17 protein-coding genes are annotated in these 21074 nt (G+C 69.6%); 6 read left to right on the forward strand and 11 right to left on the reverse strand.

Going from position 1 to position 21074, the window contains the following annotated elements:
• Positions 1–54: 54 nt before the first annotated feature.
• From CLV54_RS16730 to otsA, 8 genes are all read right to left on the reverse strand, one after another.
• Positions 55–489 (reverse strand): hypothetical protein, encoded by a 435-nt coding sequence (locus CLV54_RS16730; protein ID WP_100346141.1) that lies wholly within the window; start codon positions 487–489, stop codon positions 55–57.
• Positions 486–1088 carry a DNA polymerase III subunit gamma/tau gene (locus CLV54_RS16735; protein ID WP_157803051.1) on the reverse strand — a complete coding sequence of 201 codons (603 nt, stop codon included), beginning with the start codon at positions 1086–1088 and terminating at the stop codon, positions 486–488. The genes CLV54_RS16730 and CLV54_RS16735 overlap by 4 nt, the downstream gene beginning before the upstream one ends.
• Before the next feature lie 233 nt (positions 1089–1321).
• Positions 1322–2347, reverse strand: coding sequence for a ketol-acid reductoisomerase (gene ilvC / locus CLV54_RS16740; RefSeq protein WP_100346143.1), 1026 nt, complete (start codon positions 2345–2347; stop codon positions 1322–1324).
• A gap of 90 nt (positions 2348–2437) precedes the next feature.
• Positions 2438–2944: an acetolactate synthase small subunit gene (ilvN, locus tag CLV54_RS16745; protein WP_100346144.1), complete on the reverse strand. Its 507-nt coding sequence runs from the start codon at positions 2942–2944 to the stop codon at positions 2438–2440.
• Between the two features lie 3 nt (positions 2945–2947).
• Positions 2948–4762, reverse strand: a complete 1815-nt coding sequence (locus CLV54_RS16750) for an acetolactate synthase large subunit (RefSeq protein ID WP_100346145.1) — start codon at positions 4760–4762, stop codon at positions 2948–2950.
• A gap of 43 nt (positions 4763–4805) precedes the next feature.
• Complete coding sequence (gene ilvD, locus CLV54_RS16755; RefSeq protein ID WP_100346146.1) at positions 4806–6500, reverse strand: dihydroxy-acid dehydratase; 1695 nt, start codon at positions 6498–6500, stop codon at positions 4806–4808.
• A gap of 58 nt (positions 6501–6558) precedes the next feature.
• Positions 6559–7371, reverse strand: coding sequence for a trehalose-phosphatase (otsB, locus tag CLV54_RS16760; RefSeq protein ID WP_100346147.1), 813 nt, complete (start codon positions 7369–7371; stop codon positions 6559–6561).
• Positions 7355–8917: an alpha,alpha-trehalose-phosphate synthase (UDP-forming) gene (otsA, locus tag CLV54_RS16765; RefSeq protein ID WP_100346148.1), complete on the reverse strand. Its 1563-nt coding sequence runs from the start codon at positions 8915–8917 to the stop codon at positions 7355–7357. The genes otsB and otsA overlap by 17 nt, the downstream gene beginning before the upstream one ends.
• Before the next feature lie 160 nt (positions 8918–9077).
• On the opposite strand from otsA, the gene CLV54_RS16770 reads away from it, so the two are divergent.
• The gene (locus CLV54_RS16770; RefSeq protein ID WP_100346149.1) at positions 9078–9929 is read left to right on the forward strand and encodes a sugar phosphate isomerase/epimerase family protein; all 852 of its coding nucleotides are present in this window, start codon (positions 9078–9080) and stop codon (positions 9927–9929) included.
• A gap of 33 nt (positions 9930–9962) precedes the next feature.
• Here CLV54_RS16770 and CLV54_RS16775 read toward each other — a convergent pair whose 3' ends face one another.
• Positions 9963–10679, reverse strand: coding sequence for a TetR/AcrR family transcriptional regulator (locus tag CLV54_RS16775; RefSeq protein ID WP_211294592.1), 717 nt, complete (start codon positions 10677–10679; stop codon positions 9963–9965).
• Between the two features lie 114 nt (positions 10680–10793).
• Here CLV54_RS16775 and CLV54_RS16780 point away from each other — a divergent pair, with 114 nt between their 5' ends.
• Both CLV54_RS16780 and CLV54_RS18160 read left to right on the forward strand, forming a co-directional pair.
• Entirely contained in the window at positions 10794–13691 is a 2898-nt protein-coding gene (locus tag CLV54_RS16780) for an efflux RND transporter permease subunit (RefSeq protein ID WP_100346151.1), read from the forward strand.
• The gene (locus CLV54_RS18160; protein WP_100346152.1) at positions 13691–15688 is read left to right on the forward strand and encodes a YhgE/Pip family protein; all 1998 of its coding nucleotides are present in this window, start codon (positions 13691–13693) and stop codon (positions 15686–15688) included. Before CLV54_RS16780 ends, CLV54_RS18160 begins: the two co-directional genes overlap by 1 nt.
• On the opposite strand, the gene CLV54_RS16790 is transcribed toward CLV54_RS18160, so the two are convergent.
• Positions 15601–16767, reverse strand: a complete 1167-nt coding sequence (locus CLV54_RS16790) for an SLC13 family permease (protein ID WP_100346164.1) — start codon at positions 16765–16767, stop codon at positions 15601–15603. The two genes, CLV54_RS18160 and CLV54_RS16790, sit on opposite strands and share 88 nt — an antisense overlap.
• Before the next feature lie 74 nt (positions 16768–16841).
• On the opposite strand from CLV54_RS16790, the gene CLV54_RS16795 reads away from it, so the two are divergent.
• Both CLV54_RS16795 and CLV54_RS16800 read left to right on the forward strand, forming a co-directional pair.
• Positions 16842–17042: a hypothetical protein gene (locus tag CLV54_RS16795; RefSeq protein WP_100346153.1), complete on the forward strand. Its 201-nt coding sequence runs from the start codon at positions 16842–16844 to the stop codon at positions 17040–17042.
• Positions 17043–17249: 207 nt separating this feature from the next.
• Entirely contained in the window at positions 17250–17687 is a 438-nt protein-coding gene (locus CLV54_RS16800) for a hypothetical protein (RefSeq protein ID WP_211294593.1), read from the forward strand.
• 46 nt (positions 17688–17733) lie between these two features.
• Here CLV54_RS16800 and CLV54_RS16805 read toward each other — a convergent pair whose 3' ends face one another.
• Complete coding sequence (locus tag CLV54_RS16805) at positions 17734–19110, reverse strand: glucose-6-phosphate dehydrogenase (RefSeq protein WP_100346154.1); 1377 nt, start codon at positions 19108–19110, stop codon at positions 17734–17736.
• Positions 19111–19140: 30 nt separating this feature from the next.
• Between CLV54_RS16805 and CLV54_RS16810 the strand changes: the two genes are divergently transcribed.
• Positions 19141–20964, forward strand: a complete 1824-nt coding sequence (locus tag CLV54_RS16810) for a glycoside hydrolase family 15 protein (protein WP_100346155.1) — start codon at positions 19141–19143, stop codon at positions 20962–20964.
• Positions 20965–21074 lie beyond the last annotated feature (110 nt).

Raw genomic sequence — 21074 nt, forward strand, 5'->3', positions numbered from 1 at the left:
GAGCTGCGTTTTCGACGGTTTGGCGCGACTCGCGCGCCTCAGCGCCTCAGCGCCTCAGGAGATGAGCGCGCCGAAACCGAAGATCGTCACGAGCGAGAGCGAGAGGGCGGCGACGAGGCACAGGCCGGCGAACAGGATGCCGGCACGGGGCAGTGTCGCGCGCCCGCGACCCAGCCAGACGGCGAGCACGAAGACGACGACCGGCAGCAGGAGGCCGCCGATGAGCACGATCCAGCCGACCGGGCTGACGCTCGTGCCGAGGCCGGCGGCACCGGAGGTGACGCCCACGAGGTTGCCGACGGCCTCCCAGACGTCGTAGGCGTAGAACAGGCCGAAGACCGCCGCGACGGCGCCCACGAGCCAGGGCGCCGGCTCTTTCGCCGCGGTCTCGATCGACTCGTGCACGGGGGTGTGCTCGGACGGGCTCGCTGTCATGCCGGGCAGGTTCTCCGGGTTCTCCGGGTTCTCCGGGTTCGTCGCGTCGGTCATACCGCCCCCAGCCCGAGGATGAACGGCCAGGGCGCGAGCAGCGGCACACCCAGCAGAAGCCACAGCACGCGGGCGCGGACGGAGTCGCGGGTGAGCCAGATCGTCACGAAGAACCAGACGACGGGGGCGGCCATCGCCAGCCACTCCCCCAGAACGAACATCCCCTGGGCGACGGCGTCGGAGAAGACGAAGACGCCGGCGAGCCTCTGCACGGCGACCGCCCAGCCGATGGTGAAGAGCAGGTAGACGCCGCCGAGCACCCCCAGTGTCACGAGCAGCACCGAGCTCGTCTGCGGCGGAAGGTCGTCGTCGGCATCCGGGGCGGAGCCCTCGACGTCGGGGGCCTCGAAGCCCGAGTCCTCCACCTCACGGTCTTCGACGTCAGAGTCCCCGACGGCGGACTCCCCGACGCCAGACTCTTCGACGGCGGGACCCTCCGCGATCCGGCCCTCGAGGCGGGAACCGGCGGCAGGTTCGGCGGGAGGCCCGGCGGTGCCGGGCGCGACCGGTGCCGCCGCGGCATCCCGCGTCTTCGACACCAGCGTCGGATCGTCGTCGCCCGCCCAGCTCAGGGCGTCGTCGTCACGGTCGTTGCTCACCACTCCACGGTACCGTCTCCGCCTTTGCGTCAGCCGACCACGGCAGCATCGCCACGTGCCGCACTGTGCCGCCACGTGCCGCACTGTGCCGCCACGTGCCATCCCGTGTCGTCCTGTGGACCGCGAAAACACGATCGAGCCCGCCGGGCCCACCCGGAGAACTCCGGGCAGACCTCGACGGGCTCGATCGATGACGCGAACCGGCGAAGGCCGGCGAACGGGTACCGCGAGGATTAGCGTGCGACGCTGCCCTCGACGTAGTCGTCGTCGCTCTTGTTCCACGCGAAGAGCTTGCGCAGCTCGCGGCCGGTGGCCTCGATGGGGTGCTGCTCGCCCTTGGCCCGCAGGGCCGTGAACTCGGGCGCTCCCGCATCCTGGTCGGCGATGAAGCGCTCGGCGAAGGCACCCGACTGGATGTCGGCGAGAACGGCCTGCATGTTCTCCTTCACGTGCGGGTCGATGACACGCGGGCCCGAGACGTAGTCGCCGTACTCGGCCGTGTCGGAGATGCTCCAGCGCTGCTTGGCGATGCCGCCCTCCCACATGAGGTCGACGATGAGCTTGAGCTCGTGGAGCACCTCGAAGTAGGCGATCTGCGGCTGGTAGCCGGCCTCGGTGAGAACCTCGAAGCCGTACTGCACGAGCTGCGAGGTGCCGCCGCAGAGCACGGCCTGCTCGCCGAACAGGTCGGTCTCGGTCTCCTCGGTGAAGGTCGTCTTGATGCCGCCGGCGCGCAGCCCGCCGATGCCCTTCGCGTACGACCAGGCGAGCTCCCAGGCCGAGCCCGAGGCGTCGACCTCGACGGCCACGATCACGGGGACGCCACGGCCGGCCTCGTACTCGCGGCGCACGGTGTGGCCCGGGCCCTTGGGGGCGACGAGAACGACGTCGACGCCCTCGGGGGCCTCGATGTAGCCGAAGCGGATGTTGAAGCCGTGGCCGAAGACGAGCGCCTTGCCCTCGGCGAGGTTCGGCTTGATGTCGTCGGCGTAGACGTGACGCTGAACCTGGTCGGGCGTGAGGATGACGATGACGTCGGCCCATGCGGACGCCTCGGCGACGGGCAGCACGGTGAAGCCCTGCTCCTCGGCCTTCGGCTTCGACTTCGAGTCGTCCTTGAGCCCGACGACGACCTCGACGCCCGAGTCACGCAGGTTGAGCGCGTGCGCGTGGCCCTGCGAGCCATAGCCGATGACGGCGACCTTCTTGCCCTGGATCAGGGCGAGGTCTGCATCGCTGTCGTAAAAGATCTCGGTCACGTTAGTTTCTCTCCTTATGTGTTCCGGTCCATGAACCTGGTCGAAGGACCGACGATGTGGGTGGTGCGGTGCGCGTCTGGTGTCAGGCGCTCAGTTCTTGTAGACGCGCTCGGTGATCGACTTCGAGCCGCGGCCGATCGCGAGCAGGCCGGACTGCGCGAGCTCCTTGATGCCGTACGGCTCCAAGACCTTGAGCAGCGCGTTGGTCTTGCCGGAGTCGCCCGTGACCTCGATGACGAGGGCGTCGGTCGCGACATCCACGACCCGAGCGCGGAACAGGTTGACGGCCTCGAGCACCTGCGACCTGGTCGTGTTGTCGACGCGCACCTTGATGAGCAGGTGCTCGCGCTGCACCGACTGGGTCGGGTCGAGCTCGACGATCTTGATCACGTTGATGAGCTTGTTGAGCTGCTTGGTGACCTGCTCGAGCGGCAGCTCCTCGACGTCGACGACGACGGTGATGCGCGAGAGGCCCTCGATCTCGCTCGTGCCCACGGCGAGCGACTCGATGTTGAAGCCGCGACGGGCGAAGAGCCCGGCGACACGGGTCAGGATGCCCGGCTTGTCCTCGACGAGGAGGGAGAGAACGTGGCTCATGGTCTACTCCTCATCCCAGGCGGGGCTGTGATCGATGGCGTACTGGATGTAGTTGTTGCTCACGCCCTGCGGCACCATCGGCCAGACCATGGCGTCGGCGCTCACGACGAAGTCGATCACCACGGGGCGGTCGTTCGTCTCGAGGGCGAGCTTGATCGCGGCATCCACCTCGTCCGGCTTCGTCACGCGGATGCCGAGGGCTCCGTAGGCCTCGGCGAGCTTGACGAAGTCGGGCACCCGGATGGTGTCGTGCCCCGTGTTGAGGTCGGTGTTCGAGTAGCGGCCGTTGTAGAACAGCGTCTGCCACTGGCGCACCATGCCGAGCGAGGAGTTGTTGATGATCGCGACCTTGATCGGGATGTTGTTGATCGTGCAGGTCGCGAGCTCCTGATTGGTCATCTGGAAGCATCCGTCGCCGTCGATCGCCCAGACGTCGCGCTCGGGCTGGGCGACCTTCGCGCCCATGGCCGCGGGGACCGAGTAGCCCATCGTTCCCGCACCGCCCGAGTTGAGCCAGGCGTTGGGGCGCTCGTACTTGATGAACTGCGCCGACCACATCTGGTGCTGGCCGACGCCCGCGGCGAAGACGCCCTCGGGGCCGGTGAGCTCGCCGATCCGCTGGATGACGTACTGCGGCGCCATGTGGCCGTCGCTCGGCTCGGAGTAGCCCAGGGGGAACTCGGAGCGCAGCCCGTCGAGGTAGGCCCACCACTCGGTGAAGTCGGGGGCGCTCAGCGCCTTCGTCTCGCGGTAGGCCACCACGAGGTCGGCGATGACGTCTTTCGCGTCGCCCACGATGGGCACGTCGGCCTGCCGGATCTTGCCGATCTCGGCCGGGTCGACGTCGACGTGCACGACCTTGGCCTTGGGGGCGAAGAGCGAGGCCTTGCCGGTGACCCGGTCGTCGAAGCGCGCGCCGAGCGAGACGATGAGGTCGGACTCCTGCAGGGCGAGCACCGCGGGAACGGTGCCGTGCATACCCGGCATTCCCAGGTTGAGCTCGTGCGAGTCGGGGAACGCGCCGCGAGCCATGAGCGTCGTGACGACGGGCGCACCGATCTCGTTCGCGAGCTCCAGCAGCTCCTGCGAGGCCCGGGCCCGCACGACGCCGCCGCCCACGTAGAGCACCGGCTTCTTCGCGTCGACGAGCAGCTGGGCCGCCGCCTGGATCTGCTTGCCGTGCGCCTTCGTGACCGGCCGGTAGCCGGGCAGGTCGAACTTGGGCGGCCAGACGCTGAAGTTGAACGGCGCCGAATCCTGCTGCGCGTCTTTGGTGATGTCGACGAGCACGGGGCCGGGGCGACCGCTGCCGGCGATGTGGTACGCCTCGGCGATCGCCTGCGGGATGTCCTCCGGCCGGGTCACGAGGAAGCTGTGCTTCGTGATCGGCATCGTGATGCCCACGATGTCGGCCTCCTGGAAGGCGTCCGTACCCATCAGGGTCGAGAAGACCTGGCCGGTGATGGCGAGCATGGGCACGGAGTCCATGTAGGCGTCCGCGATCGCCGTGACGAGGTTGGTGGCGCCGGGTCCGGAGGTCGCGATGCACACGCCGACCCGGCCGCTGGATGCCGCGTAGCCCTCGGCCGCGTGACCGGCGCCCTGCTCGTGGCGCACCAGGATGTGGCGGATCTTCGTGCTGTCCATGAGCGGATCGTAGACGGGGAGGATCGCACCGCCGGGGAGACCGAAGACGTCGGTGACCCCGAGGAGCTCGAGCGTGCGGACGACCGCCTCGGCTCCGGTGAGGATTTCAGGCTCGGACGCGGGGCGGCCGGGCTTCGTGGATGGAGGCACGGGTAATGATTCCGTGGACATCGAGTTCCCTTGAGACGTGGTGATGGTGGATGGAGGCGCAGAGCTACCCGGTGACCGCGCCTTCCGCTGCGGAATGCACGAGCTTCGAGTACTTTGCGAGAACGCCACGGGTATAGCGCGGTGGGAGAGGAGCCCAGCCTTCTCGGCGAGCTGCTAGCTCAGCGGGGTCGACCAGTAGGTCGAGCGAGCGAGCTGCGATATCGACCCGTATTAGATCACCATCGCGCACGAAGGCAATGGGACCTGCGTCCACTGCTTCGGGTGCTATGTGGCCGATGCACAGTCCGGTTGTGCCGCCTGAGAATCGACCGTCGGTCAATAATAGTACATCCTTGCCGAGGCCCGCGCCCTTGATGGCCGCGGTGATGGCGAGCATCTCGCGCATGCCGGGGCCGCCCTTGGGGCCCTCGTAGCGGATGACGACGACGTCGCCCTTGTTGATCGCGCCCTCGGTGAGGGCGTCCATCGCCGCGCGCTCGCGCTCGAAGACGCGCGCCGGGCCCGTGAAGGTCTCGAGGTCGAAGCCCGCGGTCTTCACGACGGCGCCGTCCGGAGCGAACGACCCGCTGAGGATCGTGAGGCCGCCGGTCTTGTGGATGGGGTTGTCGAGCGTTCGGATGACCTCGCCGTCGAGCGGGTCGATCGTCATCTCGGCGAGGTTCTCGGCGACGGTCTTGCCCGTGACGGTGAGCGCGTCGCCGTGCAGCAGGCCCGCGTCGAGCAGCGCCTTCATCACGGCCGGCACGCCGCCGTGGCGGTCGACGTCGTTCATGACGTACTTGCCGAAGGGCTTGAGGTCGCCGATGTGCGGAACCTTGTCGCCGATGCGGTTGAAGTCGTCGAGGGTGAGCTCGACCTCGGCCTCGTTCGCGATCGCGAGCAGGTGCAGCACGACGTTGGTCGAGCCGCCGAAGGCCATCGCGACGGCGATGGCGTTCTCGAAGGCCTTCTTGGTGAGGATGTCGCGGGTCGTGATGCCGAGACGCAGCAGGTTGACGACGGCCTCGCCGCTGCGGTGCGCGAAGTAGTCGCGGCGGCGGTCGGCCGCCGCCGGCGAGGCCGAGCCCGGCAGGCTCATGCCCAGGGCCTCGGCGACGCTCGCCATGGTGTTGGCCGTGTACATGCCTCCGCAGGCACCTTCGCCGGGGGCGAAGGCGCACTCGATGCGCTTCGCGTCCTCCGTCGACATCCGGCCGGCCTTGACGGCGCCGACCGCCTCGAAGGAGTCGATGATCGTGACGTCTTTCTCGGTGCCGTCGCTGAGCTTGACCCAGCCCGGCGCGATCGAGCCCGCGTAGAGGAAGACGGAGGCGAGGTCGAGGCGCGCGGCGGCCATGAGCATCCCGGGCAGCGACTTGTCGCATCCCGCGAGGAGAATGGATCCGTCGAGGCGCTCGGCCATCATGACGGTCTCGACCGAGTCGGCGATGACCTCGCGCGAGACGAGCGAGAAGTGCATGCCCTCGTGCCCCATCGAGATGCCGTCGGAGACCGAGATGGTGCCGAACTGCAGGGGGTAGCCGCCACCCGAGTGCACGCCCTCCTTCGACGCCTGCGCGAGGCGGTCGAGCGAGAGGTTGCACGGGGTGATCTCGTTCCACGAGCTCGCGATTCCGATTTGGGGCTTGTCCCAATCGGCATCGCCCATGCCGACCGCACGGAGCATTCCGCGTGAGGTCGTGGCTTCGATACCGTCGGTGACGACGCGACTGCGTGGCTTCAGATCGATTTCCGGCATGTTACGAGTCTAGAACCTCGAACAGCCCTCTTCGCTCAGCGCGGGAGGGGTCGCGGGCTCACCGCGGGAGCACGAGGCGGGCGCGGCTTTCGGCGAGCAGCCGCAGCACCTCGGCCATCGCCTCGGGGCCGGTCACGCGGAAGGCGGCGGCGGTCTCGCCCTCGCCCACCTTGATGCCGACATCCCCCGCGCCGAGCGCCCGGAAGCCGTCTTCGTCGGTCACGTCGTCACCCGCGTAGAGCACGGCGGTCGCGCCCGTGAACTCGCGCAGCGCCGCGATCCCGTCGCCTTTCGTGGCCGAGCGCACGGCGAACTCGAGAACGTTCTTGCCGACGCGCGGCGTGAGCCCCCTGAAGGCGGCCTCGACCCGGATGCGCGCGAGCTCCTGCGCTGCGCGTGCGTCGTCCGCGGAGGAGAGCCGGGTGTGCAGCGCATAGCCCGCGGGCTTGCGCTCGACCCAGGCCCCGTCGAAGCCGTCGGCGACATCGCGGAGCGTCTGCTCGAGCCGCACGGCCGTCGCTTCCTCCTCTCCGGAGAGCGGAGGGTGCCGGTCGGCGTCGCCGAGCCTCAGCTCGACGCCGTGCGAGCCGACGAGCAAGACGGATGCCGGGGCCTCAGCGACCCGTTCGAGACTCTCGAGCGACCGCCCCGAGACGAGCGCCACCGATGTTCGCGGAAGCGCCTCGAGCGCGCGGAGCGCTGCCGCGCTCGCCGGGAGCGCCCGGGCCTCGTCGGGGGTGTCGACCTCGGGCGCGAGCGTGCCGTCGAAGTCGAGCGCCACGAGCACGTGCTCTGCACCGCCCAGCTCGGTGAGGGCGTCGCGCAGTGCTGCCGGGATCGCGCTGTCGCCCACCTCAGCTGCCGTCCCCACGGGCCGTGCGCGTCGCGGGATGCACGTTCGAGCTCGTGAACCGCGCCGAGCCGTTGACGAGCGTGTCGAGGAAGCTCTCCGACCATTTCGCGACGTCGTTCTCGAGCACCCGTTTGCGCAGGGCGCGCATTCGGCGCACACGCTCGGCGCGCGGCATCTCGACGGCCCGCATGATCGTGTCCTTGAGCCCGTCGATGTCGTGCGGGTTGATGAGCAGCGCCTGCTTGAGCTCGTCGGAGGCGCCCGCGAACTCGCTCAGGATGAGCACCCCGTCGTTGTCGTAGCGCACGGCCACGTACTCCTTCGCGACGAGGTTCATGCCGTCGCGCAGTGCGGTCACGAGCATCACGTCGGCCGCGAGGTACAGCGCGACCATCTCCTCGCGCGGATAGCCGTGGTGCAGGTAGTTGATCGCCTGGTGGCTGATCGTGCTGAAGTCGCCGTTGATGCGGCCGACCGTGAGCTCGATCTCGTCGCGCAGCAGCCGGTAGGTCTCCACCCGCTCCCGGCTGGGGCTCGCGACCTGCACGAGCGTCACGTCCTCGACCGAGATCCTGTCCTCGGCGAGCAGCTCGCCGAAGGCCTTGAGCCGGTGCCCGATGCCCTTCGTGTAGTCGAGGCGGTCGACGCCGAGCATGATCGTCTTCGGGTTGCCGAGGTCTTCGCGGATCTGACGGGCGCGCGCCTGGATGTCGGGGCGGCGCGCCATCTCCTCATAGCTCTGCGAGTCGATCGAGATCGGGAAGTGCTTGGCGACCACGGAGCGCACGACGTCTCCGCGTCGTGTCGTCATGACGCGGGCCGCGACCCCCGAGGGCAGTGTGTCCGGCCCGTCGCTCGAGACCGGCACGTCGATGAAGGTGCCGTGGGTGTTGTAGCCGAGCAGCCTGCGCACGGCGCGGGAGAAGTTGCCGGCATCCGCTGGTCTCTGGAATCCGATGACGTCGGCGCCGAGCAGCCCCTGGATGATCTGAGTGCGCCACGGCAGCTGGGAGTAGATGCCGTAGGCGGGGAACGGGATGTGGTTGAAGAAGCCGATCACGAGGTCGGGGCGCAGCTCGCGCAGGAGCCTCGGGACGAGCTGCAGCTGGTAGTCCTGCACCCAGACGACTCCGCCGGGGCTCGCGATCTCGGCGGCGGCCGCGGCGAACCGGCGGTTGACGTCGACGTAGCTCTCCCACCATTCGCGGTGGTAGGTCGGCGGCGCGATGACGTCGTGGTACAGCGGCCACAGCGTGTCGTTGGAGAAGCCCTCGTAGTACTCCTCGAGCTCCTGCGCGCTCAGGCGCACGGGGATGATGCGGATGCCGTCGTTGTCGAAGGGCTCGATGTCCTGGTCGGCGACACCGGGCCAGCCGACCCAGGCCCCGTCGTTCTCGCGCATGACCGGCTCGAGCGCGGTCACGAGCCCGCCCGGCGAGGTGCGCCAGCTCGTGGTGCCGTCGTCGTCGGTCTGGTGGTCGACGGGTAGTCGGTTGGAGACGATGACGAGTCCGTAGACCTCGTTCTCCGCCCCCTCCGTTGCCTTCGCAGTCGTGTTCGAAATCGCCTGTCAACTCCTCCGGCTCGATACCTCATGGGGATCGTCCTCAGCGTATCAGCAGGCGGCGTGTGCGGATTCGTCGCTGTATGGATGCGTTCCCGACATGACCCCGACACACGATCGACACCCCGTATTCACAGGCCCCGACGGTAGAATCGACGCGATGATCACCATCGGCATGAGCACCTCGTGCGTCTTCCCGCTCTCCCCCGAGCACGCCTTCCGCCTGGCCTCGCTCGCGGGGTACGACGGCATCGAGGTGATGGTCACCCGCGACGAGACCACGCAGAGCGCCGACGCCCTGCGGGCTCTCTCCGAGAAGTACTCGATGCCGATCCTCTCGATCCACGCACCCGTGCTGCTGCTCACCCACTTCGTCTGGGGCCGCGACCCGAAAGTCAAGCTCGAGAGGTCCGCGGCACTGGCCCGGGATGTCGGCGCCTCCACGGTCGTCGTGCACCCGCCGTTCCGCTGGCAGTCGGGTTACGCCGAGGACTTCCTGCAGATCGTCCGCGAGACGAGCGCCGCGTACGGCACCGAGATCGCCGTCGAGAACATGTTCCCGTGGAAGGTCGGCGGCCGCAGCCTCAAGGCATACTCCCCCGGCTGGGATCCGACGGTCATGGACGCGGACGCGGTCACCCTCGACTTCTCGCACGCCGCGCTCTCGGGCCGCGACGGCCTCGAGATGGCCACCGCTCTCGGAACGCGCCTGCGCCACATCCACCTCTGCGACGGCTCCGGCTCGCTCGACGAGGGCAAGGTCTTCGACGAGCACCTGCTGCCGGGCCGCGGCAGTCAGCCGATCGGCGAGGTGCTCGGCATGCTCGTCGCCTCCGGGTGGAGCGGCCACGTGGTCGCCGAGGTCAACACCCGCAAGGCCCGCACGGAGCAGGAGCGCCTCGAGCTCCTCGTCGAGACGCTCGCCTACGCGCGCACGCACACCGCCCAGCCCGTGCGCAAGCAGCGGTTCGCCCGCTCGCGCAAGGCGCTCGGAACCCTGCTCAGCCGCTGACGCCGCTCAATCCCGCTCAGCTGCTGACACCGCTCAGCTGCTGAGCACGCCCGCGACCGGCTCGGTCTTCCCGAGCGCCTTCGGGCCCTGCTCGCTGGGGCTCGTGAGCGCGAGGATGACGGCCGTCAGCTCCCCGAGCGCCCGTTCGGAGGCGCCGGGTCCTCCCGGGTCGAGGATCGAGTCGACCATCGCGTCCTCGTAGCTGCCGACGATGAGCCGGGTCGCCGAGCGCGCGTCGATCGAGAAGCGCAGGCCCACGGTGTCGATGGCCTGAACGATGATCGCGGTGAGCTGATCGAGGAACTCGGCCTGGAACGTCCGATACGACCCCGCGACCGAGGGATCGCGCATGGCCAGCAGGGCGAACTCGCTCTGCACGAGGCACCAGCGGCGGTCGTCGGCCTGCAGCTCGAGGAACTGCCGGATGATCGTCTCGACCACCTCTTCGCCGAAGCTCGGGTGGTCGCCGGCGATCGGGTCGAGGAACGACGCGATGCCCTGCTGCAGGCGCCCGATGCGGATCGTGTTCTCCCGCTCCATGAGCGCGAAGAAGAGCTCCTCCTTCGCCTGGAAGTTGGAGTAGAAGGCGCCGCGGGTGAACCCCGCGTGCTCGCAGATCATCTCGACGGATGCCGCGTGGACCCCGTATTCGGCGAACACCTCGTACGCGGCATCCACGAGCCTGTCGCGGGTTCTGCGGCGACGTGCGGAGTCTGCGGGGGCGTCGTCGTTGAGTGCTGACGAATCCAAGCTGAAACCTTCCTGAACTGGCTTGTCGATACACAAGTGTATTCGATACATTCGAGTATCCGGATACGGCGTTGTATCGAAAACTGTTTTTATCTCTACACCAAGGGAGAACGCGTGTCCTCCGTGCTCTATTCGCTCGGGCGTTGGGCCTACCGTAGCCGACGTCTTGTGCTCGTGCTCTGGCTCGTGATCCTCGCCGCCGTCGGCGGCGGCGCGGTGCTCCTGAACCAGGGTACCGACAACGCCTTCTCGATCCCGGGAACCGAGTCGCAGGAGGCCCTCGACACGCTCAGCCGCACCTTCCCGCAGGTCAGCGGCGCCTCCGCTCAGATCGTCGTCGTCGCGCCCGACGGCGAGAGCGTGCGCGACGCCGACGTCCAGTCGGCCGTCGAGAGCACGATCGACGATCTCGGCTCCCTCGACCAGGTGGCCGCGGTCACCTCCCCGTACGACGAGATGGTCACCGGCTCCATCAGCGACGACGGCCGGGCCGCCATCATCGGCGTGCAGCTCGACGGCGAGCAGAGCGAGATCACCGCGACGACGTCGGAGGCGATCCAGGCCGCGGGCACGGAGCTCGGCGACGCCCTGCCCGCCGGCTCGCAGACCGCCGTCGGCGGTCAGCTGTTCTCGCAGAGCCTGCCGACCGTGAGCATCACCGAGCTCATCGGCGTGCTCATCGCCCTCGTTGTGCTCATCCTCACCTTCGGCTCCTTCCTGGCGGCCGGGATGCCTCTGCTCACGGCCCTCCTCGGAGTGGGCCTGTCGATCGGCCTCATCTTCATCGCCACCCTGTTCGGCTCGATCTCCTCGACGACGCCGCTGCTCGCGCTGATGCTGGGACTCGCCGTCGGCATCGACTACTCCCTCTTCATCATCTCGAGGCATCAGGGGCAGCTGAGGCACGGCATCGATCCGGAGGAGTCGGCGGCCCGCTCGGTCGCGACCGCGGGCTCGGCCGTCGTCTTCGCGGGGCTCACCGTCATCATCGCCCTGCTCGGCCTCGCCGTCGCGCAGATCCCCTTCCTCACGACGATGGGCATCGCCGCGGCGGCCGCTGTCGCGATCGCCGTGCTCATCTCGGTGACGCTCACCCCGGCCCTGCTCGGCTTCGCGGGCAACCGCCTGCTCCCCCGCAAGCTCCGCGCGCAGACGGCGCACAAGCACGCGGCGGCCCCCGTGCCCGCGAGCGCAAGCGGACACGAGGGCGGTCACGAGGGCGGTCACGAGGACGGCCGCGAGGGCGAGCAGGCCGGGGCCGGCGCGCACGCTCAGTCACCGGCATCCGCCCCCTCGCTCGCCCACTCGGCCACCGCCGCCATCCCGCGGGGCTTCTTCCTCGGCTGGGTGCGCGCGGCGACCAAGTGGCCGATCGTGACGGTCATCGCCGTCATCGGGGTGCTCGGCCTCGCCTTCGTGCCGGCCTCGCAGCTGCGGCTCGGCCTGCCGGACGCCGGATCGCTGCCGGTCCACGACTCGGCCCGCGTGACCTACGACCTCATCTCCGACAACTTCGGGCCCGGCTTCAACGGACCCCTCATCGTCACCGGCTCGATCATCTCGAGCACCGACCCCGTGGGCCTCATGGACGAGCTGGGAGCCGAGATCGGCGGGCTCGACGGCGTCGCCTCCATTCCGCTCGCCACCCCCAACGAGACGGCCGACACCGGCATCATCCAGGTGATCCCGGAGGGCGGCCCGAACTCCGAGGAGACGAAGGCCCTCGTCGCCGAGATCCGCTCCCTGCACGACCACTTCGAGAAGGAGTTCGGGGTCGACCTCTCGGTCACCGGCTACACCGCGGCGGGCATCGACATCTCCGACCGCCTGGGGGCAGCACTGCTGCCCTTCGGCATCCTCGTCGTGGGACTCTCGCTCGTGCTGCTCACGATGGTCTTCCGCTCGATCGCCGTCCCCATCAAGGCGGCGCTCGGCTATCTGCTCTCGGTCGGCGCGGCCTTCGGGGCGGTCACCCTCGTCTTCGAGAACGGGGTTTTCGCCGACGCCCTCAACGTCGCGACGCTCGGCCCCGTGATCAGCTTCATGCCCATCATCCTCATGGGCGTGCTCTTCGGACTCGCCATGGACTACGAGGTCTTCCTCGTCAGCCGCATGAGAGAGGACTACGTGCACGGCGGCAACGCCCGGCGCGCGATCGACAGCGGCTTCGTCGGCTCGGCCAAGGTCGTGACCGCTGCGGCGATCATCATGATCTCGGTCTTCGCAGCCTTCATCCCCGAAGGGGACAGCTCGATCAAGCCGATCGCGCTCGGCCTCGCGGTGGGCGTCTTCGTCGACGCCTTCATCGTGCGCATGACGCTCGTGCCCGCCGTGCTCGCCCTGCTCGGCGACAAGGCCTGGTGGATGCCGCGCTGGCTCGATCGCGTGCTGCCCTCCTTCGACGTGGAGGGCGACGGGCTGCAGAAGGAGCTCCAGCTCGCCGACTGGCCGGAGCCCGGCGGTCGGTACGCGATCGCCGCCGACGAGGCGGGCCTCACGAAGAAGGGCCGGCCGGTCTACCCGCCGGTGACCGTGCGGGTTCCCGCCGACGGCGCGCTCGTCGTGCACGGTCCGCACCGCAGCGGCAAGTCGGCGCTGCTGCTGACCCTCGCCGGCCGGGTCAAATCCGACTCCGGCGTGCTCAAGGTCGCCGGCTACGTGCTCCCGACCCGGGCTGCGGCCGTGCGGGCTCGCGTCGCCATGGTGCGGCTCGCCTTCGCGACCGATCCCGTCGGCGACATCCGCACCGCACTCGCGAACTCCCCCGCCGTGCTCGTGCTCGACGACGTCGACCGGCTCGGCGACCCGGACGTGCGCCGGGCGGTGCGCGACGAGATCGAGGGCGCCCTCATGACGGCGCACGCGACCGGGTGCACTCTCACGATCGTCGCGAGCTGCGCCGATCTGACCACCATCGACGACATCCTGCCCGCGGGCACGGAGACGGTCGTCGTGACCATGATCCCCGAGACGGCGAACCCCGATCTCACCCTGCAGGAGGTGGCGCTCTGATGTCGCTCTTTGGTTTCGAACGCGCTCGCTCCGACAGGCGCGTGACCTGGGTCTCGCTCGCGGGCCTGCTCCTGGTTCCCCTCGTGATCGGCGGCCTGCTCGTCTGGGCGCTGTGGGATCCGACCGAGAGGCTCGACCAGGTGACGGCCGCGGTCGTCAACGACGACGAGCCGGTGACCCTCAACGGTCAGACCGTGCCGCTCGGCCGCCAGCTCGCCGGAGCGCTCATCGACGGCGTCGACGACACGAGCGGCGCCGGCGGATCGAGCGGCGCGGCAGACTCCTCGTCCGGCACGAGCTCCCTGCCCGCGAGCGAGAACTACAACTGGGTGCTCACCGACGCGGATGACGCGAAGGCCGGCCTCGCGAGCGGGGAGTACGTGACCGTGGTCACGATCCCGCAGAACTTCTCGGCCGCCGCGACCTCCTACTCGGGCGATGCGGCCGACGCCACGCAGGCGACGATCGACGTCGCCACGAGCGGCACGTCGAAGCTCGTCGACAACGCGATCAGCCAGACGATCACGAGCACGGCGACCACGATCCTCAACCAGCAGCTCACGACGACCTACCTCGACAACGTCTACCTCGGCTTCAACAGCCTGCACGATCAGATCGGCACGGCCGCGACCGGCGCCCAGCAGCTGGCCGACGGCACGGCGAACCTCGCCACCGGCGCGACCGGGCTCTCGACGGGCACCACCTCGCTCGCCTCGGGCATCGGCGAGCTCTCCACAGGGGCCGACGGCCTCGCATCCGGTCTCTCGCAGCTCTCCGAGCAGACGGCCGGGCTGCCCGATCAGACGGCGCAGCTCGCGGCGGGGGCGAATGCCCTCTCGAGCGGCGCGAACCAGGCCTTCGCGGGCCTCACGACCGCCGCCGCCCAGTTCCAGCCCGTCGTCGACAACGCCTGCGCCACGCCCGGCCCGGCGTGCGACACGGCGAAGGGCATCCAAGCCCAGTTCGCCGCGATCGGAGCGCAGGCCTCCGACTTCACCACCGGGCTCAGCGGGCTCGCCGACGGCACGAGCCGGCTCGCAGCCGGCATGCCCGCGCTCACCGACGGCATCGCGCAATCCGCCTCCGGGGCGCAGCAGCTCGCCGCCGGCGTGAGTCAGACCTCCGACGGGGCGAACCAGCTCGCGGATGGCGCGGCGAGCCTGTCCAGCGGTGCGACACAGCTCGACACCGGCGCCGCCCAGCTCGCCACGGGCCTCGACCAGGCCGTCGCCCAACTGCCGAGCTACACCGACTCCGAGCGCGAGAACCTCGCCTCGGTGGTGTCGGAGCCGGTCACGACGACGGGCGCCTCGACCGAGCTCTTCGGCACCTCGAGCATCCCGCTCTTCGCCGTGCTCGCCCTCTGGCTGGGTGCCTTCGCGAGCTATCTCGTGCTGCAGGCGGTCTCCCGGCGCGCGCTCCTGACCACCCAGTCCTCGGCGCGGATCGCACTGCGCAGCTACCTGCCGGGGCTCGTGCTCGGGCTCGTGCAGGGTGTGCTCGTCGCCGGTCTTATGCAGTTCGCCCTCGAGCTCGATGTCGCGCACTGGCTCGCCTACGCGGGTGTCGCGGCCTTCGCGGGCGCGGCCTTCGCCGCCGTCAACCAGGGCCTCGTCGCGCTCTTCGGAGGCGTCGGCCGCTTCGTCTCGATGATCCTCATCGTCGTGACGCTCGCCGCGAGCATCATCTCCACCGTCCCGCCGATCTTCGACACCGTGCTCTCCTGGCTGCCGATGTCGTCGGCGCTCACCGCCATGCAGGGCGTCGTCGACGGCACCTCGGGCGTCTGGCTGGGGCTCGGTGCGCTCGTGCTCTGGGCGCTCCTCGGTCTCGCGCTCTCGTACATCGCGGTCGCCCGCAAACGCATCCTGAGCCTGCGCGAGGTCGAGACCCTCGACCGCGGCACCGCTCAGAGCGGAACGAGCACCAGGATCCACAGGGCGATCGTGGCGGCGACGACCGTCACCGGTGCGACGACGAGGCCGAGCAGAACGTAGCGCCGCCACGGGATCCGAACCCCCAGGGCGACGAGCCGCTCGTGCCAGAGCAGGGTCGCGAGCGACGCCCAGGGAGTGATGAGCGGCCCGGCGTTCACCCCGATCAGCAGCGCGACGAGCCGGGCGGGCGAGTCGGCGACGGGTTCCAGCGCGAGATACGCCGGGAGGTTGTTGATCGCATTCGCCCCGACCGCGCCCACACCCGAGAGCTGCAGCAGCGAGCCCAGCCCGTCGCCGCGCCCCGAGACGGCCGAGAGCAGCACCCCGAGGCCGAGCGCGTGGGCGGCCTCGAGGAAGAGGAACAGCCCGGCGGCCAAGAGCACGAGCGACCACGGGACGAGGGTCCACGACGGCAGCTCGCGCGTGCGCACGATCGCGACGACGACGAGCAGCACCGCAGCGGCCGATGCCGGGATCCACACCGGCATCCCGCTCACGAGCGCGGGCAGCAGGGCGATCAGCACACCGCAGCTCCAGCCGAAGCGCACCGGATCCTCGATCCGGCCGGCGGGCCGGGCGGAGTAGCTCTCGCGCAGCTGTCGGCGGAAGAGGACGGCGACGACCGCGACGGGAACGACGACCGCGACGATCGCCGGCGCCCAGGTCAAGCGTGCGAAGTCCCCCGGCCCGACGCCGCCGAGCGCGTGCTCGGCGAGCAGGTTCGTGAGGTTCGAGACCGGCAGCAGGAGGCTCGCGGTGTTCGCGAGCCACACGGTCGTGAGCGCGAACGGGATCGGGCTGATCCCGCTGTGTCGCGCCAGCACGACCACCACGGGCGTCAGCAGAACGGCCGTCGTGTCGAGCGAGAGGAAGACAGTGCTCGCCGTCGCCAGGGCGACCACGAGCAGCCAGAGCCAGAGCACACGCCCCCGCCCCGCGAGGGCCGCCTTCTCGGCGAGCCAGCGGAACACCCCGGCCTCCGACGCCAGCTCGGCGACGACCGTGATGGCCACGACGAAGACGAGGATCGGCCAGACCCGGTCGACGAGCTCTGCCGCATCCGACGGCGAGAGGACGCCCAGAGGGATAGCGATCACCCCCAGCACGAGCAGGATGGCGCCGACCAGGGCTGATCGCATCGGCATCCTTTCGCGGGCGGATCGTGACGGGCTGAGAGTCACACGATAGCGTTGGAAGGGAGCGGAGGGTCACGATGAGGAAATACGTTCTGAACGCGCACATCTGGGGGGCGCTGATCGGCGTCGTCACGACCGTCATGGCTGCCCGGAAGGGGCCGCGCGACTGGCGGCTCGTGCTCACGATCATCGGCGCGGGCATCTCGCTCGCGGTCGCCATCGGCACCGTCGTCGAGGAGTCCAGAGAGCTCGAAGCCGAGTCAGACGACCGGCGTTAGCCCCGCTTTCCTGCGCCCACCTGGGTATTACGGTTGCGGCTCTCCGGCGTGTCCGGCGACCCGGCCGGCGATTGTAGCGCACACTGAAGTCGGTATCGAACACCGCACAGCACACGCATCGAACACCGTATGCCGCAGGGAAGGGGTTTCGAGATGTTCGGTTTACGACGACGGTCTCGCCGGATCGAGCCTGCGCCATCCCCCGCGTTGAGCGACGAGCAGATCTTCGACATCGTCCACACGCAGATCGCCGCGCTCATCGGCGAACGCGGATCGTGGATCGTGGAGCGCCGCACCGCGGAATCGGGTGACGGGATCTTCCACAGCCTGCTCGCGAGATCCGTCTCGGTGCAGCTCACCGAGGCGCTCAGCACTGCACGTGAAGCGCTCACGGGGCAGGATGCCGCCCCCGGCCTCTCGCGCGTCGAGACCGGCCCCGTCGCGACCACGCCCGTCACCGCCCCGTCGGAGCAGGAGCCCGCGGCCTTCGGCTGGAGCCCCGAGCCCATCGCCCGCTGGACCGAGGTCGAGCCCGCCCGCTCCGACGCTCGGGAGGGCAGCGAGAGCGCCGAGATCCGAGAGGGCAGCACGAGCAGCGAGAGCGCCGACGAGCACCCCGCGAGGAGCACGAAGCTCGTCGCCTGAGCCGTCCCGCCAGAACCCCGTCCGCCGAGCCGCAGGAGCCCCCGGTCTAGCCGAGCGGCATCCACCATGCGGGTCCGCTCGAGCCGGCGGGATAGTCGTCGAGCGGAACCTTGTCCTTGCGCCACGCCTTGATCACCGGGGCCACGATCCGCCAGCAGTCCTCCGCCGTGTCCCCGCGCACCGAGAGCGACGGGTCGCCGGCCAGGATGCCCTCGAGCACCTCGGCGTAGGCCAGCAGCTGGCCCTCGCCGAAGGTCGCGCCGAGACTCACCCTCTCCAGCTCCTTCGGGTCGCCGGGGCCGTTGATGTTGAGCTCGAGCGACATCTCGTCGGGCGCGAGCATGATGCGCAGCTTCGTGGGCGCCTCGACGCCCCACAGGCCCGTGGGCAGGTGCGGCACCGGTTTGAAGGTCACGACGATCTCACGACGCCGCTCCCCGAGCGCCTTGCCCGAGCGGAGTGTGAACGGCACGCCGGCCCAGCGCCAGGTGTTGACCTCGAAGGTGACCTCGGCCAGGGTCTCGGTCTCCCTCGCCGGGTCCACGCCCTTCTCGGCCACGTACGACTTGAGCGACCGGCCGTCGACCGTGCCCTTCGTGTAGCGCCCGCGCCGGCTCGACTTCACCGGGCTGCCGCGCCACACCCTCGTGGCGCGCAGCATCATGCCCTTCGCGTCGCGGAGGTCCGCGGCATCCAGGGTCGACGGCGGCTCCATCGCGAGAACGGCCATGACCTGCAGCAGGTGGCTCTGGATCATGTCTACGAGCGCGCCGGCGCCGTCGTAGTAGCGCGCGCGGTCCTCGAGGCCCAGCTGCTCGTCGTAGACGATGTCGATCCGCTCGATGTGCTCGCTGTTCCACAGGGGCTCGAAGATCCGGTTCGCGAATCGGAGGCCCACGAGGTTGAAGACCGTCGAGCGGCCCAGGAAGTGATCGACCCGGTGGATGCGGTCCTCGGGAACGAGCTTGGCGAGCACGCCGTTGAGCTTCTCGGCGCTGCGCTGATCGGTGCCGAACGGCTTCTCGAGGCACAGCGTCGTGCCGGCGGGAAGATCGATCGTGAGCATCGCCGCGCACGACATCGCCGTGACCGCGGGCGGAAGCGCGAAGTAGATCGCCGGGGCGCCCTCGACCAGGGCGAAGAGCTCGGTGAGCTCCTCGGGCGAGGTGACGTCGGCCTTGTGGTAGCTCGTCGACGCGAGAACGGCGTCGACGGCGGGGCCGGATGCATCGACCGTCGCAAAGGAGGTGCGCACCGTCTCGGCCCAGGTGTCGGCGTCCCAATCCTCGGCACCCGAGCCCATGAGCGCAACACGCCGATCGGGATTGCGGGTGAGGAGCTGGCCCAGGGCCGGCAGGAGCAGACGGGACGAGAGATCTCCGCTCGCTCCGAAGATGAGCAGAGTCGCAACAGTCGAGGCCATGATTCTCAGAGTAGCTGTCAGGATGAGTGAATGGCACTCACTATCGAGGACTACGCACTTATCAGCGACTGCCACACCGCGGCACTCGTCGGCGCAGACGGAAGCGTCGACTGGCTCTGCCTCCCCCGTTACGATTCCTCCTCGATCTTCGCCGCTCTTCTGGGCGACGAGAGCCACGGTCGGTGGCTGCTCGCACCCGCCGACCCGTCCGCCGTCGCCACCCGCGGCTACCGCGGCGACACCTTCGTGCTGTCCACCCGCTGGGCCACCGACGACGGCGAGGTCGAGGTCGTCGACTTCATGCCGCACGGCGACGGACGCGCCGACCTCGTGCGCCGGGTACGCGGCATCCGCGGCACGGTCGTTATGCACGAGGCCCTCACCCTGCGGTTCGGCTACGCCACCGCCGTCCCCTGGGTCAGGCAGGTCGCCGAACCCGGCGGGTCGTCCCTCGTCGCGATCGCCGGGCCCGACGCCGTTGTGCTCCGCGGCCCCGAGCTCTCCCCCGACGACCACAGGCACACCGCCGACTTCGAGGTGCGCGAGGGCGAGACGATCGATCTCGTGCTCACCTGGTTCCGCTCGCACCGCTCGGTTCCGGCGCCGATCGAGGCGGATCGGGTGCAGGCGCACACCGAGCGCTGGTGGCAGGACTGGGCGCGCAACTGCTCGCACGACGGCCCGTACCACGACGAGGTCATCCGTTCCCTCCTCGTGCTCCGCGCGCTCACCCACGAGAAGACCGGCGGAATCGTCGCGGCCGCCACCACCTCCCTGCCCGAGACCTTCGGCGGCAACCGCAACTGGGACTACCGCTACGTCTGGCTGCGCGATGCGGCGCTGACCCTCGAGGTGCTGCTCGGGCACGGCTTCGAGCGCGAGGCCAACGACTGGCGCGCCTGGCTGCTGCGCGCGATCGCCGGCGACCCCGGCGACGTGCAGATCATGTACGGCCTCTCCGGCGAGAGGTATCTCGCCGAGCGCGAGCTCCCGAGCCTGCCCGGATACCAGGGCGCCTCGCCCGTGCGGATCGGCAACGGCGCCTTCCAGCAGTTCCAGGGCGATGTGATCGGCGAGGTCATGGTCGCCCTGCACACCGCGCGACAGACCGGCGTCGAGGAGTCCCAGTTCTCCTGGCCGCTGCAACGCGCGCTCATGGGCCAGCTCGAGGCCACCTGGATGCTGCCCGACCACGGCATCTGGGAGATCCGTGGCGACGTGCAGCACTTCACGCACTCGCGCGCCATGATCTGGGCGGCGCTCGACCGGGCCGTACGGGCGGTCACCGAGCACGGCTTCGAGGGCCCCGTCGAGCGCTGGGCTCAGCTGCGCGACCAGGTGCGAGACGAGATCGAGAGCCAGGGGGTCGATCCCGTGCGCGGCTGCTACGTGCAGCACTACGGCACGACAGAGGTGGATGCCTCGCTCCTGCAGCTCGCGCAGGTCGGCTACTGTGCCCCCGACGACCCGCGGATGCTCGCGACCGTCGCCGCCATCGAGCAGGATCTGCTGCAGGACGGCCTCGTTATGCGCTACCGCACCGAATCGGGCGTCGACGGGCTGCCGCCCGGAGAGAATCCGTTCCTCGCCTGCTCCTTCTGGATGGTCGAGCAGTATGCCCGCTCCGGGCGAGTGGATGACGCGACAGCGCTTATGGATCGCCTCGTCGGGTTCGCCAACGACGTCGGCCTGCTCTCGGAGGAGTACGACGTCGGCAACGACCGGCAGGCCGGCAACACGCCGCAGGCGCTCTCCCACCTCGCCCTGGTGCGAGCAGCCGACGCGATCGCGGAGGCGAGAGGGATCGACATCCACGGCTCCCACCGCAACGCGTCGGGTGCGGCCTCGGTGTGACGACCGCCGCTTAACATGGTGGGTTAACTGCGGATGGCCACCCCCTGTGGGGGTGGCCATCCGTGTAATGGTTGTCCGGCGGTGTCCTACTCTCCCACAAGGTCACCCTT

This window comes from Compostimonas suwonensis, from assembly GCF_002797855.1.
GTDB lineage: Bacteria > Actinomycetota > Actinomycetes > Actinomycetales > Microbacteriaceae > Compostimonas > Compostimonas suwonensis.

Coding starts and splice junctions, on each gene's coding strand:
- CLV54_RS16730 (WP_100346141.1), bottom strand. CDS start 489: ATGACCGACGCGACGAACCCGGAGAACCCGGAGAACCCGGAGAACCTG.
- ilvN (WP_100346144.1), bottom strand. CDS start 2,944: ATGAGCCACGTTCTCTCCCTCCTCGTCGAGGACAAGCCGGGCATCCTG.
- CLV54_RS16750 (WP_100346145.1), bottom strand. CDS start 4,762: ATGTCCACGGAATCATTACCCGTGCCTCCATCCACGAAGCCCGGCCGC.
- ilvD (WP_100346146.1), bottom strand. CDS start 6,500: ATGCCGGAAATCGATCTGAAGCCACGCAGTCGCGTCGTCACCGACGGT.
- CLV54_RS16770 (WP_100346149.1), top strand. CDS start 9,078: ATGATCACCATCGGCATGAGCACCTCGTGCGTCTTCCCGCTCTCCCCC.
- CLV54_RS18160 (WP_100346152.1), top strand. CDS start 13,691: ATGTCGCTCTTTGGTTTCGAACGCGCTCGCTCCGACAGGCGCGTGACC.
- CLV54_RS16790 (WP_100346164.1), bottom strand. CDS start 16,767: ATGCGATCAGCCCTGGTCGGCGCCATCCTGCTCGTGCTGGGGGTGATC.
- CLV54_RS16795 (WP_100346153.1), top strand. CDS start 16,842: ATGAGGAAATACGTTCTGAACGCGCACATCTGGGGGGCGCTGATCGGC.
- CLV54_RS16805 (WP_100346154.1), bottom strand. CDS start 19,110: ATGGCCTCGACTGTTGCGACTCTGCTCATCTTCGGAGCGAGCGGAGAT.
- CLV54_RS16810 (WP_100346155.1), top strand. CDS start 19,141: ATGGCACTCACTATCGAGGACTACGCACTTATCAGCGACTGCCACACC.